General features: G+C 31.8%; 17 protein-coding genes and 2 pseudogenes. 16 read left to right on the forward strand and 3 right to left on the reverse strand.

Annotated elements, in window-relative coordinates:
* Positions 1-88: 88 nt before the first annotated feature.
* Together MKO96_RS14840 and MKO96_RS14845 are read right to left on the reverse strand one after the other, a co-directional pair.
* A pseudogene (locus tag MKO96_RS14840) lies at positions 89-259 on the reverse strand (helix-turn-helix domain-containing protein); the annotation flags it as partial.
* 53 nt (positions 260-312) lie between these two features.
* Positions 313-477 (reverse strand): hypothetical protein, encoded by a 165-nt coding sequence (locus MKO96_RS14845; RefSeq protein WP_240587924.1) that lies wholly within the window; start codon positions 475-477, stop codon positions 313-315.
* Positions 478-850: 373 nt separating this feature from the next.
* Here MKO96_RS14845 and cpaB point away from each other — a divergent pair, with 373 nt between their 5' ends.
* The 11 genes from cpaB (at position 851) to MKO96_RS14900 (ending at position 9217) form a co-directional block, all read left to right on the forward strand.
* Positions 851-1711, forward strand: coding sequence for a Flp pilus assembly protein CpaB (gene cpaB / locus MKO96_RS14850; protein WP_240587925.1), 861 nt, complete (start codon positions 851-853; stop codon positions 1709-1711).
* Between the two features lie 16 nt (positions 1712-1727).
* Positions 1728-2546, forward strand: coding sequence for a CpaE/TadZ family protein (locus MKO96_RS14855; RefSeq protein ID WP_240587926.1), 819 nt, complete (start codon positions 1728-1730; stop codon positions 2544-2546).
* Between the two features lie 16 nt (positions 2547-2562).
* Positions 2563-3996: a TadA family conjugal transfer-associated ATPase gene (locus MKO96_RS14860; RefSeq protein WP_240587927.1), complete on the forward strand. Its 1434-nt coding sequence runs from the start codon at positions 2563-2565 to the stop codon at positions 3994-3996.
* On the forward strand, positions 3989-4921 hold the full coding sequence (locus tag MKO96_RS14865; RefSeq protein ID WP_240587928.1) for a type II secretion system F family protein: 933 nt from the start codon (positions 3989-3991) through the stop codon (positions 4919-4921). The genes MKO96_RS14860 and MKO96_RS14865 overlap by 8 nt, the downstream gene beginning before the upstream one ends.
* A 1-nt stretch (position 4922) precedes the next feature.
* Positions 4923-5789 (forward strand): hypothetical protein, encoded by an 867-nt coding sequence (locus MKO96_RS14870; RefSeq protein WP_240587929.1) that lies wholly within the window; start codon positions 4923-4925, stop codon positions 5787-5789.
* Positions 5790-5831: 42 nt separating this feature from the next.
* Entirely contained in the window at positions 5832-6038 is a 207-nt protein-coding gene (locus MKO96_RS14875; protein WP_000956354.1) for a hypothetical protein, read from the forward strand.
* Positions 6039-6080: 42 nt separating this feature from the next.
* Positions 6081-6305: a hypothetical protein gene (locus MKO96_RS14880; RefSeq protein ID WP_483298327.1), complete on the forward strand. Its 225-nt coding sequence runs from the start codon at positions 6081-6083 to the stop codon at positions 6303-6305.
* A gap of 72 nt (positions 6306-6377) precedes the next feature.
* Complete coding sequence (locus MKO96_RS14885) at positions 6378-6578, forward strand: hypothetical protein (protein ID WP_046956596.1); 201 nt, start codon at positions 6378-6380, stop codon at positions 6576-6578.
* Between the two features lie 98 nt (positions 6579-6676).
* The gene (locus MKO96_RS14890; protein WP_240587930.1) at positions 6677-7201 is read left to right on the forward strand and encodes a hypothetical protein; all 525 of its coding nucleotides are present in this window, start codon (positions 6677-6679) and stop codon (positions 7199-7201) included.
* A gap of 15 nt (positions 7202-7216) precedes the next feature.
* On the forward strand, positions 7217-7840 hold the full coding sequence (locus tag MKO96_RS14895; RefSeq protein WP_240587931.1) for a hypothetical protein: 624 nt from the start codon (positions 7217-7219) through the stop codon (positions 7838-7840).
* Positions 7841-8938: 1098 nt separating this feature from the next.
* Positions 8939-9217, forward strand: coding sequence for an ArsR/SmtB family transcription factor (locus tag MKO96_RS14900; protein ID WP_046956613.1), 279 nt, complete (start codon positions 8939-8941; stop codon positions 9215-9217).
* Positions 9218-9639: 422 nt separating this feature from the next.
* On the opposite strand, the gene MKO96_RS14905 is transcribed toward MKO96_RS14900, so the two are convergent.
* Entirely contained in the window at positions 9640-9750 is a 111-nt protein-coding gene (locus tag MKO96_RS14905; protein ID WP_240587932.1) for a YjcZ family sporulation protein, read from the reverse strand.
* Between the two features lie 402 nt (positions 9751-10152).
* Here MKO96_RS14905 and MKO96_RS14910 point away from each other — a divergent pair, with 402 nt between their 5' ends.
* The 5 genes and pseudogenes from MKO96_RS14910 to MKO96_RS14930 all read left to right on the forward strand — a co-directional run bounded on the left by MKO96_RS14910 (position 10153) and on the right by MKO96_RS14930 (position 14455).
* Positions 10153-10419, forward strand: a complete 267-nt coding sequence (locus MKO96_RS14910; protein WP_046956599.1) for a hypothetical protein — start codon at positions 10153-10155, stop codon at positions 10417-10419.
* A 902-nt stretch (positions 10420-11321) separates the two neighbouring features.
* The gene (locus MKO96_RS14915; protein WP_240588149.1) at positions 11322-11756 is read left to right on the forward strand and encodes a sodium:proton symporter; all 435 of its coding nucleotides are present in this window, start codon (positions 11322-11324) and stop codon (positions 11754-11756) included.
* Positions 11757-11992: 236 nt separating this feature from the next.
* Positions 11993-12772: a YrrS family protein gene (locus MKO96_RS14920; RefSeq protein ID WP_240587933.1), complete on the forward strand. Its 780-nt coding sequence runs from the start codon at positions 11993-11995 to the stop codon at positions 12770-12772.
* A gap of 890 nt (positions 12773-13662) precedes the next feature.
* Positions 13663-13911 carry a hypothetical protein gene (locus MKO96_RS14925; RefSeq protein ID WP_240587934.1) on the forward strand — a complete coding sequence of 83 codons (249 nt, stop codon included), beginning with the start codon at positions 13663-13665 and terminating at the stop codon, positions 13909-13911.
* A gap of 170 nt (positions 13912-14081) precedes the next feature.
* Positions 14082-14455 (forward strand): annotated as a pseudogene (locus MKO96_RS14930) (hypothetical protein).
* Positions 14456-15887 lie beyond the last annotated feature (1432 nt).

Below are 15887 nucleotides of genomic sequence, written 5' to 3' on the forward strand. Positions count from 1 at the left end.
CTTTCTTGAACTGTTTTCCTTTAAAATATCGCATGTGTAATTCTCCTCGCCTCTTTTTTCTAGATTGTAACTAGGTTTAAGAAACTTTGCAACAGAACCTTAAGGACTCTATTCCTTGTTCTCTAGTACGTGCCACCCACTCTTTTAATAACGATATACTGACTTGATATTTTTGGGCAGTCAATTTAAAAGAATCACTTGTACTTAAATAATGTTCAACGGCATTTCTTTTTAATTCGAATTTATATTTTCTAGACATAATAAAACCGCACCTCCAATTGTTAGTTATTTGTCTAACAAATTGGGTGCGGTTCACACACGCTTGCAGGCATTGTGGGTGGTTCTTTTCGTTTTTCGTCGCTTTTTTTGTGTTTTCTTCCAAGACGTTGATAGGTATTTACCTACCCGTTTTGCAAAAAATACAGCGACTTCTCTAGCAATTACTTTTAAAATTACAATTATGAAAAGTATTTCCATGCAATCACCTCCTTTCTCCATAAAACGAAAGAGAAAGGATAGCAACCAACCACCCTGAAATATTCAGTTACGTTATATTAATTATACCATATTTATGGATGGATTAATAGCTTAAAAACCTTGATATGACAGTGTTTTTAAGGGTTTTTGAGTTTTGAAATCAGAAATTTGAAATGGTAAAAATAATATTTTTTTTAGAAATGATTGACATAAAACTCTATATATCATAATATTGAAATTGTAATATTAAAGAAATCAAATCCAACATTTTCATATAAACTTTAGATTTGCTAAAAGGACACACCTAAGGCGCATAATGCCATAGGTGTGTCCTTTTTTGCGTTTAAAGGCTATATAAGGAGGAATACCAACATTGAAGCCATCTAAGTTTCAAAAGAAGCAGATTGCTGCGGTAGGTTTAGCTGCTGTAACAGTAGCGGGTATCTATGGATACAATCATTTTGCAGTAGAAAATGCAGTAAAACCAACAAAGATTGTTGTAGCCGCAAAGGATATACCTGCACATACAGAGATTAAAGAAGACATGCTAGTGGAACGAACATTACCTGGTGATGCCATTCCACCAAATGCATTACGTGTAAGCAAAGAAGTTGTTGTAGGGAAGTGGACAAATGATGGGCAACCCATCACCGAAAATAGCTATCTCTTTAAAAACAAAGTAGTAAAGAAAGAAGAGTTACCGGACTCTGCCATTTTAAATTTGAAAGATGGAGAAGTTGCTTTCCCGTTACTTGTTGATTTGGAAACAAGTTCAGGGAATAGTATTATTCCTAACACATATGTGGATTTGTATTTCAAACAGGTTGTAAAAGAAGGGGACAATGAGGAGGTTGTCTTCGGTGGTCTGTTCCAACGTGTACGCGTGACTGCTGCAAAAGATAGTAATACAGAAGATGCATTTGTGCTAGAAAAGAAAGAATCAAAAGAGGAACAAGAAGGAAAACAAAAGCCAAAGGTAACGCGATTATATACATTGGCTGTTTCACCTGAACAACTTCAATACTTAAATCGTGCAAAAACACTTGGAGATGTGATTCCTGTTGCAGTTGGACAAAAGGTGAAACAAACAGGGAAAGAATTAGAACCAGCTGAAGGGTTCTCACAAATATCTGATCAAAAGAACATTTTAGACTATGTAGAGAAGCATTCGACTAATCCAATTTCTAAAAATGTAAAAGAGTATGTAGCACAGTATCTAAACGAATCCAAGTAAGAAAGGGGTTATTAAGATGGAGCGGCAAGTAAGAATCATTGCCTTTTATGCGACAAACGAAAATGTAGGAAAAAGCACATTAAGTATTGCGATGGCAAATGAATTAGCTCATTTAGGGAAAAAGGTGCTTTATGTAGAAGCAGACCAAGTAAGACCAAGCTTCGCAGTTGGAACCGGTCTTAGCCACGATAGTAAAAACATATTAGAGCTTGTAAGAAAAGAAAATGAATTCAATCTCTTGCAGTATATTTGTACCAAGCAAGATTTATTAGAGAAAAAAGTGAATCCAAGGTTGATGCAAAAATTGCACGATAAGATGGATTTTCTGGTGTTTCCATCAGGTTATAGCTTAGCTCAATTCCCAGAGATTAAAAACAAAGAATTGTTTGTAACGACATTTATAGAGTCACTTGTAGATACAGAATATGATTATATCGTTCTATCAGTACCAACTGAATTATCCGAGGTGCTGAGTTATCCAATCCTATACCAAGCAGATCTTGTTGTTCATGTGCTAAATGGAAATCCTCGTGGTGCGTTAGCTATTAAACGAGAATTAAAGCTGATAGAAGAAGCAAAGTTAACATTACCTCAAATGATTCATGTGCTAAATATGGCAGATGAGAATTATATAGAAGATATTGAAAAGCTTTCGTCTCAGAAAATTACGGTGACAATTCCATATGACAGAGATCGTACGAGTTACGAATGGGGGATGCAGTTTGGTTCTCCGCAAATTAATACAAAGATTCATCACATTATGGAAGCAGCTGGTCTTGGTATTCCATCCCAGCAATCCTCTATGAAAAAGGGTCTCTTTGGTTTACGAAATTAAAAGGGAGGCAAGGAATATGTGGGGCTATTTACAAGAAAAACAAACCGCCTTAAAACGAAATCGAGTGGATTTATATCATTTTGGTTATATGATTCGTTCCAAATCAGCTCGCAAGTTAGGAACAACCACAGTTCAACAAATTAAAGATATAACAGATGAAATTCGTGCATTTTTAGTAAAAGACCATCGTGATATCCTAAGTGAATCCTTTATGAATAAAGAAAAGAGAGCGGCTGTAGAACAAATCATTAAAAGTTTTTTATTGAGTAATCAAGTCGTTATTTCAGATGTACCTTCTGAACAGTTACTAAATATGGTGTGTGACGAAATTGTGGGGTTTGGGATTATAGAACCTTTAAAAGAAGATAAGGATGTAACTGATATTTATATCAATGGCACAAAAGAAATCATTTACGAAAAAATTGGAGAGGGAGAATGTACATTTCCTTATCGATTTGAGACGGAAGAAGAAGTGAAAGCACTAGCTTATAAGATGGTAAACAGTACATCAGAGTCATTAAATACAGCAAAGCCGTATGTGGACTGCGTGTTTCCATATATCCGCATCAATATTGCTTTAGATGAACGTGGGGGACTCGGAACAACAATAACGATTCGTAAGAATGCAGATCACCTTCGTGCTTCTGAAGAGCGTATGTTATCTACCAATCAAGCGTCAAAAGAGATGTTGGACTTTTTGGCTGCAGCCGTGAAAGCCAAAATGAATATTCTAGTTGCTGGAGCTACAGGTACCGGAAAATCAGAGTTTATGAAATATCTTGCCTCTCACATTCCGAAAGGAAAGAAAAAAGAACGTACTCTGGTAGTAGAAGATAACCCTGAATTATATTTGCATCGCATTTTTCCGGAACATCATTTTGTTCCGATGCAGTGTAGGGCATCCGAAGTAGAAGAAAATGCAATCGACTTTGATAGATTGTTAACAAATGCTTTACGGCAAGGGCCTAAGAGATTAATTGTAGGTGAATCGAGGGGGAAAGAAGCGTTAAAAATGATTAACTTCTTCCAAACAGGACATCCTGGTTTTACCTCTGTCCATGCAAGGAGTGCGAAAGAAGCAGTAAGACGTTTAATGCTTATGTGTTTGCAAAGTGGTGCAAATATCGATGCTCAGTATTTATATGAATTAATCTCACAGACATTTGATGTGATTGTCTTTTTAGAAAAGAAAGACGATGGAAATCGCTATATTACAGAGATGATTGAATTATTGGATTATCAAGATGATATACAGTTCAATCAGCTTTCTCAATTTATTCTATCAGGTGAGGAATACGATGAAATGAATGAGAGAGTAGGAAAGATTCATGGAGACCATATTATTACAGCAAAAATGTCAGCTGAAATGGAGAAGAAATTCCATTCTTCCACTGTAAAACCAGCTCTTTATGCGCCATTCCTTTCACAACGGGAGGTGCAGTATGCATAGTTTGTTGGCTTATGGATGTATATTTTTAATCTTTATTAGTATAGTATTTCACGTTTTACTTTTTGCAAAATCTAAAGGTTCTGCTCTTTCCCAATTTGTACAAGAAAACGAAAAAGAAGAAAGGCGCTTGGAATTAAGGAATATTAAGGGAATACGAGTGTATCTACCACAATCCGTTATACAAGAAGCGCAAAAGTACGAGTGGAAATTGACGAAAAGCATGTACTGGGCATATATGATTCTTTCCGGAATGAGTATTGCAGCGGTGTTCTATTTTTCTTTTGGAAGAGATCTTTTTACACTGGTTTTCGTTTTATGTGGATTTTTAGTCCCGAAATTTCTCCTCTATCGAAGAAAAAAACGTTACTACTTGGTTGTCATTGACCGTCTTTCTATCTATATGAAGGCTGTAGCGAATGCACTTCAAATTAGTAATAACGCTAAACGCGTGTTAGTACAAGTAAAGCCAATGATGCATGAGAGTATTCAAGAAGAAATAGAAAAAGTTTCCCTTTTATTAGAAGGTGGAACTACGATGCACCGTGCATTTAGAGGATTTAATGAAACGTTTAACTTTAGAGAATTGGTTTTCTTCCACGAAATGTTGGAAGTATGTAGTCGTGAAGGTGGAGCAAATTCAGTGCAAGTCTTATTAGATATTGCAGAAGATTTCGAAAAACAAAAGTTATACCTGGCAAGGTTGCGTTCTAGTTTGTCGCAAGCACAACGTGCCTTTGCACAGAACTGCTTAATCGTCATCGCTATGCCAATTGTTATTATGTTGATGTCAAAAGAAGCATATGGATTTTTAGCAGGTTCTCTGATGGGGAAAATCGCATTAGCGGTAAATATGCTGATTGTATCTTTCCTAGCAATCCGTGTAGAAAAGATTGCAAATTATAATCCAACAGAAAGAGGGGAATAAGGTGGCTACGATTTTAGCTGTAGTGGTATTCGTTGTCATGTATTGGATATTCTCTACCTTTCTACAAAGTAAAAAAGATAACGGTAGCTTACTTACGAACTATGTAGAAAATGCAAAACGAATTGAAAAAAAGAATTTAAATCAAATGATGCTCGCTCCTTTCCAGTCATTATCACATAAGTATCTGACAGAAGAAAAGAAAGAGCAGATCCAGAAAAAATTAGAAGAAGCTGGTTTGGATACGAAACCAGAAGAATATTTGAAAATGAAGGTTGCATATCCCATCATTTTCACCTCTGTTTTCTTGATATGTACGGTGTTTCATGATTACTACTTATTTAAAGTGGGCGTTTTGATTTCACCACTACTTTATTTCTATCCTGATTATTTATTAAAGAAAAGAATCAAGCAGGCGATAGAAGCAAGGAAGTTCGAATTACCAGAGTATCTAATTCCGATGCTGCATTTGTTAAAAACACATACAACATTAGAGGCAGTAAAAAGGGCACAGATATATGCTGGGAGGCACCTTCGACCGTATGTATCTACACTTACAGCGGAATTAGAAATGTATGCGGGTTCGGATCAACCATTTAGAAATTTTGCAGCAGCTTTAAATAGTCCAGAAGTCAATACCTTTACGATTGCATTGCAACAAGCGCAAAAAACGGACAAGGTACAAAGTCTTCGTATTATGGACGCACAAATTAAAATGATGCGTGAATTAAAACATGAGAACTATAACCGTCTCATTCAAAATAAGCCAATGGAAATGAATAAATTTAACGTTGCTATAATTGGTTGTATTGTAATTTATCCAATGGTGATTGTTATTCAATCCTTAATGCAAGGATTTGCAAGTATATAAGAAGCTAGTACCCCAAATTGAATAAGAAGAGGAGCAATACACATGTTAACAAAAATGAAGAATTGGTTAAAAAACGAAGACTCACAATTATCATCAGAAAACGGTATGTTAATCGCCTTGGCGGTAATTATCGTATTAGTAATTGGGCCGTTTGTATGGAAAGCGATCCAAGGCGGATATGACACGATTCTAGCTCGATTTACAAAAGCATCAAGTAATGCAGATGTGAATTCTTGGAACAAACAATAGAAGGTTTAAATTAATGATGTTTATTATGCATAGTTCAAATAAATAGATAAGGGAGATTCAATCATGTTAACAAAAATGAAAAATTGGTTAAAAAATGAGGATTCACAGTTATCATCAGAAAACGGTATGTTAATTGCCCTGGCGGTAATTATCGTATTAGTGATTGGGCCATTTGTATGGAAAGCAATTCAAGGTGGCTATGATACAATTCTAGCTCGATTCACAAAAGCATCAAGCAATGCAGACGTAAATTCGTGGAATAAGTAATAGAAGGTTTAGATAGAGAAGTTCTTATTTTACTAGATTCTTAAAATTAATTTATGAAGGAGATAAAATAACATGCTAGCAAAAATAAAGAAATGGTTAAAAAATGAAGACTCACAATTATCATCAGAAAACGGTATGTTAATCGCCTTGGCGGTAATTATCGTATTAGTGATTGGGCCATTTGTATGGAAAGCAATTCAAGGTGGCTATGATACAATTCTAGCTCGATTCACAAAAGCATCAAAAAATGCAGATGTAGATTCTTGGAATTAAATATAAATTTAATAGTAAACATAGGGGGACTACTACTAGAAGTAGTTCCCTTTTTTAGAAAACATATTGTATTTGGATTCAGAAAAGGAGTGAAGAGAGTGTTTTTATATATTATAGGGTTACTACTAAGTTACATGATCCTAAATGTATTTACTGATTTGAAATATAGAAAAACGAAGAATGTATGGCATCTACTATTCTTAATTTTTGGGATAGGAATCACGTATTTTGCTGGAATAAGAACAGGGAAAGAGATTACGATTGTACTAGGCATGGCCTTAGCATGTGGTCTATTGTTAGAGACCTTTAAATTTTCTTCACCTGGTGATACAAAAATGCTTGTGGTGGTAGCTTTATATGTTAGCAATGTAGTAGAAGAATCGGCTGTGTTTACTGCAATTACACTAACAGCGTTCCATTTACTATTCTTTTGGATTGCTAGTGTGTATCGGTTAATTAAGATTTTAGGGTTTGTAGGAGCAATTAAAGACCAATTAGAGCATGCTACTTCTATATTTGGTGCAAAATTACCTAAGAAAGAAATACAGCTTATACAGAGCTTTCCGGGAGCTTGTTCTATTTTATTAGGGGCACTAGTTTATGTTGCGTTTACAATATATTAAAACGGAGGTCGTGGTTTGAACAGTAGAATTATTCATCAAAGAGAAAAATATATTTACTTTACAATATTTGCGCTTATAGGGGTTCTTATTCTAAACATGTTTATTAATATGTTGTTCGTATTAGTATATCCTTTATTGGTTGGATTAATTGTACAGGTTATCTTACTACAGAAGATAAAAAAATCATTTTATCGGAATGGAAAAGAATTAACAGAACAGTTAAAACTAAAAAATATATTTTTGGTAGAATCAGATATTTTAGGAGATGAAGTAGGAACAGTCTATGAGGTGCATCAAATGCCTTTTGCACTTTCAAATGGACTTATCAATAAGGAGAAGGGTTATAAAGTAGTAAAACAAGAGTATGAAAGAAAAGTAAAAGAAGATTTAACAAAAATTTCAAAGTGGCAAGTTACAACAAAAGCTAGACTTGTTACAACAACACATTTTCGATTATATACAATTTGGCAGAAAAATAGTACAGGCTATCAATTGAAAAAAATAGAGGATTGTATTGATCCGTATGCAAGGATGAACCTTATACAATGGATGATTGCTTCATTCTGTACGACTGGTCGAATCAAGTATGATAAGAAACCAAAAGAGTGGGCAAGCTATGAATGGATTACTTTAAGGTAAATAAAAAGACAGAAGAAAAAACTAAGTAGTTTAGTTATTGTAGGGAAACTTATTAATATGCTGTTTGTATTGGCATATCCTTTATTGAATGGATTCATTACGTAGGTTGCTTGCTACAGAAGTTAAATAGTCATTTTATCGAAGCGGAAAAAATTAACGGAACAATTAAAGCTGAAAAATATATTTTTACTAGAATGAAATGTATTAGGGGATGAAGAGGGAATAGTTTATGAGGTACATTAAATGTCTTTTGCATTCTCTAACGAATTAATCAATAGAGAGAAGAGTTATAAAGTTGTAAAATAGGAGTATGGCAAAAAATGGTGCAGGCTATCAATTGAAAAAATAGAGGATTGTATTGACCTTTACACAAAGTTGAATTTTATTTAATAGATGATATCGTCTTTTTGTACCACTGGCAGGCTCAAATGTAACAATTTATGAGTATAAGAATATTTTCTACCATCTAATCTAATATAAAATTATTTTGATTTAAAGTTTCTTTTGATTTTCATATGAATAATTTCAAAGGCGTTTATTTTATACGAAAGAGAGTTAGAAGTGGCTAATTGAAGAATTTAATAATATTTTGTTTATTGGCTACATTCTGTCTAAATATTGTAGGATGTTCTAATAATTTGAGTTCACTAAGGGAAAAGTCTAAAACTTCAAAACCTATGGAGTTTAAACGAATTAACAAAGCATGGTACAAACATATGTAATAGTTTAAAAGCACTTGAAATGGTTACTGGCTAAAGGTCATAAGGAACAATTAATTTGGCTGATAGCGGATGATGCAGATCGAGAAAAATATAACGGAATTACATTTGAATTTAAGTAATTATAAGATAAAAATGGTCTAGATTTAGACCGTTTTTTTTGTAGATGTTTTTCATTGAAAAGACACCCTAAGGTGCCTTCCTCCGACTAGAACCACTTTAACTTTAAAAATATGTATTGGAATTTCATCCGAATATTATTTTTCTCAATGGACAATTGATATATTTCAGGGTTGCTTGTACTGTTTTTATGTTAAGATATTCTGGTTGTTATCTGTCTTATTTTAGGAGGTTGGAAGATTTGCTAAGGGCCTTTGATTTGGACATTGGTTTCTATACAGAAAATATAAAAGTTTTAGAGTTATTAGGGAATCCTACTCGATTATCAATGGTTTGTAAATTGATTACATATGGATCTTTGTCAGTTTCTGATCTAAGTAAGAAAACAAAAATTCCGGAAGATTTGATTGTACAACATTTGCGTAAATTAACTTCTGGAAATATTGTAATTAGTGAACGTATGGGGAAAAGGCTTTATTGTAGAATAAAAGATGATAAAACAATTGAGATTATTAAGGTTTTAAGGCTATTAAGTTAATTTTAATTACTTTATATATAAATGATACTTAAAGTTTTGTTATGATTTGATCGTATACAAGTACAAGTGCAAAATTACATATAGTTCTCCTTGGGGAATAGGTGGGTTATTTTATATTAATGAGATTGTACCAGTATGAAAGAATAAAGGTAACTGTTTATTGTGGGGGTGATTGGTTATCCCTTCTTTCAATTTGGAAGGATAGTGATGGGATTCGTAAAAAATAAATGAGATATCACTACCCTGATGGTAGTAAGTATTAGAAGGGATGTTAACGCATCTCTTCTTTTTGATATGTACATAAGGTATTACTGTAATACTACTACAGAGATTATATTAAACGTAAATAAAAATTAATGAGCTTATAATGGATATAATGTACAAGAGAAAAGACACCTTAAGGTGTCTTTCCCAATAGTTTTTTAGCAGAAGCAACTGTATCCGATAATGATTGATAGAATAAATAATACAACTAATAAAGCAAGTCCTCCAGCAAAACCGCAGCCTTCGCCACAACTACCACTATATCCCATAACAATAGTTCCTCCTTTAGATAAGAGGGTAAAACTAGGGTTCATGCCATGGATTTTAACGGGTTCACTTTATCTGATGTACTGAAGAAAGAAATGAGCAGTTCCTTTTGAAAATAAAGAAAAAACGCCATTAGGCGCCTTTTCCATAGGTAGATAAGACTTTAGTTTTCCAATCTAAAGAAATTTTGTATCAGTTCTTTGTGAGTATATCATAATATCTGACCAACATATTATGCGCTATTACATATTGTTCTAAAACCCTCTCTTTTACAGTTGATAAAATTAAACCCCAAAATTACTAAAATGCAAACAAATATTTCTACATATGAAAAATATTTATAAAAATTACAAAAGTGATACATTTAAAGTGCAAGTTATAAAAATATTTGAGGGGGAATTATTATGTTTAAGAAATTAGTAGTAGGTGCTTTAGCAACTGGGCTTATGCTATCTGGTACTACAGGAGCATACGCAGCTGTAGATACTGATAATAATTTGAATAATAGTAAGAAGTCAATTGCTGCATCATGTGATTATAAGGCTTTTCCTTATGCTAAAAAAGAAGATATGCCTATGGTAGTGATAAAAGGTGGAATAAAACATTATTTAAAAGGAACTGTTACAAAGGGTGGACAGTTATACGGGTTATATGAACCTGAATATTGTTAAAAAAGAAAGGACACTCAATGAGTGTCCTTTCTCCGACTTGAACCATCTTAATTTTAATAATATGTATTGGACCCATCTAATATAATTGAATCAAGCTGATGCACAGTGGCAATTAAGAAATACGATTAACAAGAGAATGATAGCAGTGAAGACACCTAAAAATAAAGAAGTAGATTCTACTCTACAGGTTGACTACGAATTTATAGATTCATGGTAACCCAAGTGGCTGTAAACAATATCATTAATAGTATTACAATGATATACAATTCGGGTTAAGGTATCATGATACCGATCATTACGCCCATTAATCCTCCCATTGCTCATGCTACAATTCCATTTAATATGGGGATCATATCTTAAAATAGAAATATAATAATACCACTAACAAAAATACCGATCAGGAGTCCTAAAACAGAGGCTGTACTTAAATAGTTGTTACATTATTTGTAAGATATATTTTTTGTTCATTTAAAAATCCAAACAAGCTTATTAATGCATTACGGAGGTTAACAGGTAAAAACATCAATCATACAGCTTTCGGGACTTAAAAAGGGCTACTAAACTATGTAGTCCTTTTTAACAATTTAGTTTCCAAAAATCTATATTTTTTGTAATTCAGTTGCAAACTACAAAATTTCTTTTAAAAAAAATGTACGTACATACACATTATATTTTATTCCATACCGCTCTATCTTTTTTCACGATAGTTTAATATCGTGAAAAATAAAATATTAGGTACGACATCACTTTGTTTTTTATATAGACTTGTAATTAAACTATATATTGAAATTAGTAATAATAAAATGTATTATTGAAAAGCACAATTTATAATTCAAGTAATCAAGACTATGTACCCATAATAATTTGAACATTCAGAAATTGTAATGTTGTCTAAAAATGAGGTGAGATTCATAGAAACAATACATATTAAATGGTATGGATTGTATAGTATAAATGATTTTTATAAAAGAGAAGAAGCTTCTAAGAAGGGGATATTTACAATTTCTAGAGTAGATGCTAAGAATATAACATTGCTCTATATAGGAAAAACCAAAAGAAGCTTTATACAAAAGATAAGGGAACTTAATAAGGAGTGGCTTTGTGATGATAGCGAATTAAAGATTACATTAGGAATAATAGAATTTCCTAGTGGTGAAAGTTACTCTGAAAAGAAGGTAAAAGAGATAAAATCCCTTTTGATTTTACGACATACCCCATTAGAAAACGAAACGTCATTATTATACCATATAGGGAAATTTAATTTGAAAATTATAAATAAGGGAAGAAGAGGCTTAATTGTTAAAAAGCTTTCTACAGAAGATCTAATATGGACGTAATTGGAATCACCTTTGAATAAAATTGAAGGTTGCTTAAGTGCCGAAGCTTATCAATTTTTAATGTATTAAACTATTTTGAATAACATATGTCAGATGCTTGAAAAAAACAAATTTTATTATGATATGAAATCCTGTATGGAAAGTGTAGTTCATTTCTATTATTTAATAAAAATATTAAGAATTATAGGGATAATACATAAAGAGTAGAGGAGAAAATAAACACGGAGGTTTAAAGAATGGGACAAGTAAGCAGGTTTCAAGAAAAACAACAGAATCGTCGTCAAAAGGCGATTTTTAATATTGCATTTACTTTGGTATTAGTGACAGTTGGTATAGTGACATACCAGTTGTTTACCCCTTCTGATGCATCAAAGAAAGCAATTGCTCAAGAAAAGAAAGCAACAAAGATAGAAGAGAAGAAAGATGAAGATAAAGAAACATCAAAGATAGAAGAAAAGAAAAATGAAGATAAAGAAACATCAAAGATAGAAGTGGAGAAAAATGAAGATAAAGAAGCAACAAAGATAGAAGAGAAGAAAAGTGAAGATAAAGAAGCAACAATGATAGAAGAGAAGAAAAGTGAAGATAAAGAAGCAACAATGATAGAAGAAAAGAAAAATGAAGATAAAGAAGCAGCACAGTTAGAAGGGAAACTAAAAGCAGAAAAATCGGTAAAAACGAACGAAAATGAAAATAAAGAGGCAGAAAAAACGGCATCTCATGAAAAGGGTTCTCAAACTAATTCTTCTTGGAAGCCAATTGGTACAGAGCAAGGAGCAAAACCTGAAATGAAATTTAAAGAAGGAACAGTAGATTGGAGTGAGATGAAAAAAGCAATTTCTTATGCTGTTGATGTTCCAGAGAGCCAATTGATTTTCGATTTTATTGGGAATAATGGTAATAATAAAGCCTACGGTAATGTACGAGATAAGCAAAGTAATAAAAAATATAAGGTTAATATTGATTGGGTAGAGAATCAGGGGTGGAAACCAGAATCTGTTCAGGTGGTAAAATAAATAATAGAAATGTAATTATGTGTTTAAAAGTTTACTTTTGTAAAAACTCAAAAAAGAGTTTGTATCAATCGGGACTCTTTTTGTTATATATTTATAAAATTTCTGTTATTTTTTTCGTCGAGATACGTGTAAAATTAGGTTATAGCAATACATTTTTTACTAAACTTTGTTTTTCGTTGATATTTGTAACATTATTAGAAAACGACGGTAAATATACGTTAAGACAAATATATGGAGTGACAATAAAGTTGGACTAAATATATTTATTATACATGTTGTCTTTTTTCTAATCCTTTCACGTAACAAAAATGCATTTTTAAAGTACTAAATAATTAATGGTACCTTTTGAAATATTTTTGGTTTCATTTCAGTATAAACAATTCCGACTATATAACTAAAAAATAAGTTTTAATATCTATTGAACATATGAATAGGATAACAATTAACTGCTGTTGGCAAGTAGCAATTTATCAAATAAAAAGATCACTTGTTTCCAAGACAAGTGATCTTTTTATATACATTTCCTATACTATTTTTGAGATCCATTAGATATTTTAGTTCCCTTATTGATATTGCGTATTCATTTCCTCAATCTTTTCATTTAGATACTATATCCCGTTTGCAGCAGTATCGATTTATAGTATCGACTCGATATTTAATAAATATTGTTTAATCTAAAAGCTCTGTTCTATCGCACAGTTATCAAAATATAAATATCGCTTTTCGTATCTAATTTCATATTTTTGTACGTTATTTCCTCCTTAATGTGTAAAAGTGTAAACTTGAACATTTACACTTTTACACAAGTTCACAAAAATAATAAAACAATAAATTTTTATATTATAATATAATTAAATGTACTTCATTATTTACAAACAGGAGGGATTTCATTGAAATATTTTGATGATGAGCTACGCCAAATTTATATGGATCAAAAAGAAGCAATACTAGTTGTAAGAGCTTATAAAAGGTATTTAGCAAAAACAGATGAAGATAGAGAATATGGAACAGAAGTGATTGAACGTATTAGCAATAGTGATACTACTCGTGAGGATGCTGATTTTATTATAAGATGCACGGAAGTTATTGATGATATTATCGATAAAGTCGTCGAGGAGAAAGTAACAAATAAAAGCTAACCTACTACTATATGATAACCCTCCTCAAAAAACATCTAGCGTATAGGCTACGGATTGTCTCTACATGAGCTTGTTGCTTTACGAATGAAACCATACTATATTTTATCTATCTTGCGAAAATAAATTGTCATATAATAGAAATAATAGTATGAAATATACGGAAGATACAAATGAAAAAGTTTTTAATTAGTTATGCTGCAAAAGTCTGCTTACTTTTATTATCATATGGTTCTTAATACCATATATTTCTGATCCTAGTCATTCTTACCAGAATGATTTACCAAACATAGTTGGATTCATTATGATTCTCATCATATTTGGTAGTATACTAAATCTTGTAGTTTGTCTAATTGGAGAAGTATTATACAGGAACATAAAACAATGTAAAAAACTTCGATTTTGAATTCCTGTATTTATAGGAATAGCTGTTATCTATATACTTATACTCTCTCTTTTTACAATTACTGGGGCATATTATTCTAGTTTGATTACACCTATTACTATGGGTTCCTTAGCTTTTTATTTAGTACGTAGAAAAATATAATTAACTTCTAATAACGAAAGTTATGTAAATAAGCTGTCCATATGGACAGCTTATTATATTTTTTGCTTAGTGTATATTTTTGTTAAAATATAGGAGGTTCCTTATGTCATCAACTTAAGAAAACAACTTCTCCTAAAAAACGATAAAAACAAACTTCGGTGCTATAAAAACACAAAATTTCCATTTAGGGGTACTTTAATAGCTTAGCTTGATGGGCATGTGGCGCAGGCCCACTTTAAAGAAAAGACACCCTAAGGTGGCTTCCTACGACTTGAACCACTTTAATTTTATGACTTATATCCAAATATTAATTTATTATGTTAAAAAATATTATGCATTTATTATTTCATCTGATTGTTTGTTTTTCATAACAAAGTAATTGTGACCTACTTTAATTACTCATTTCATTTGCGATGGTTTAATATGGTCTAGCCATAGATACCATCATATTGTTTAATTGGATTCATAATTTCTTCAAATTCCTTCATACCCCAGTATCTTCCCTTAGTAGGGGAGAACACCCAAGAGGTTTTTGGACGGTTTCTTTCACCTTTTAAATTTAACAACAGCGTTATTTGAATAGAAAATGGCAGCTGAAAATTTAAGGCTGAATCAGCTGCCAATTGAGTAGTTATTAAATCTTATTATTAAGTTTTTAATTTGAATTTTTTCTCTTATTTCGAGAAGAAATTATCCCGAAAATTGCACCAGACATTGCACCGATTAAAGTTGGTAAGAGTATACTCCATGCTGCAAATGACATAATTATACCTCCTAATAATAAAATGTTATAACTATATATTTTATTATATATTGATTTAATAATATTTATGTAAGGAAATCAAATAAAATAGTTATTTTATAGCAATGTGAGAAGAGTACACAGCAAACGTGTACGCATAACAATCTAAATTATTTTAAAGACCATGATATATCATCAAGGGTTTTATAAAAATAACTATACATGCGGAAAAAGAGATGCTTTGGATTGAATTTTTGTTACCAGTTCATAATAATCATCTCTCATACAAATAGTTTAATTATATTATATAGTTATTAATTTGAACGTTCAGAAAAAAACGATAAAAATTAAGGTGAATTTAAACAAATTAGTTATAAAAAAAGGCCTCTTACGGAAAGATAAGAGGCCATCAAAAAATGTTGTATTTGAAACACGTGATGTTTCATAAATCATTATAACATAATCGTTATATTACGTATAATAAATATTTTGTTTGTGAAAAGAATAAAGGTGTATAAAGTCGTTATTTTAATACATGGTATATAAACAAAGAAGAGCCTGATATGGCTCTCAGGCTCTTCCCTCAATAGCAAAGAGTAAGTCTTTTAATTACTCTTTGATCATATAGTAAATGATTGTTAACGAAAATCCAAGGCTCTTTATATTGAGAAATAAAGAAAAATTATTATA

The sequence above is a fragment of the Bacillus sp. ES1-5 genome (genome assembly GCF_022487605.1).
Taxonomy (GTDB): domain Bacteria; phylum Bacillota; class Bacilli; order Bacillales; family Bacillaceae_G; genus Bacillus_A; species Bacillus_A wiedmannii.

Coding starts and splice junctions, on each gene's coding strand:
- MKO96_RS14875 (WP_000956354.1), top strand. CDS start 5,832: ATGTTAACAAAAATGAAGAATTGGTTAAAAAACGAAGACTCACAATTA.
- MKO96_RS14865 (WP_240587928.1), top strand. CDS start 3,989: ATGCATAGTTTGTTGGCTTATGGATGTATATTTTTAATCTTTATTAGT.
- MKO96_RS14905 (WP_240587932.1), bottom strand. CDS start 9,750: ATGGGATATAGTGGTAGTTGTGGCGAAGGCTGCGGTTTTGCTGGAGGA.
- MKO96_RS14860 (WP_240587927.1), top strand. CDS start 2,563: ATGTGGGGCTATTTACAAGAAAAACAAACCGCCTTAAAACGAAATCGA.
- MKO96_RS14920 (WP_240587933.1), top strand. CDS start 11,993: ATGGGACAAGTAAGCAGGTTTCAAGAAAAACAACAGAATCGTCGTCAA.
- MKO96_RS14845 (WP_240587924.1), bottom strand. CDS start 477: ATGGAAATACTTTTCATAATTGTAATTTTAAAAGTAATTGCTAGAGAA.
- MKO96_RS14855 (WP_240587926.1), top strand. CDS start 1,728: ATGGAGCGGCAAGTAAGAATCATTGCCTTTTATGCGACAAACGAAAAT.
- MKO96_RS14885 (WP_046956596.1), top strand. CDS start 6,378: ATGCTAGCAAAAATAAAGAAATGGTTAAAAAATGAAGACTCACAATTA.
- MKO96_RS14910 (WP_046956599.1), top strand. CDS start 10,153: ATGTTTAAGAAATTAGTAGTAGGTGCTTTAGCAACTGGGCTTATGCTA.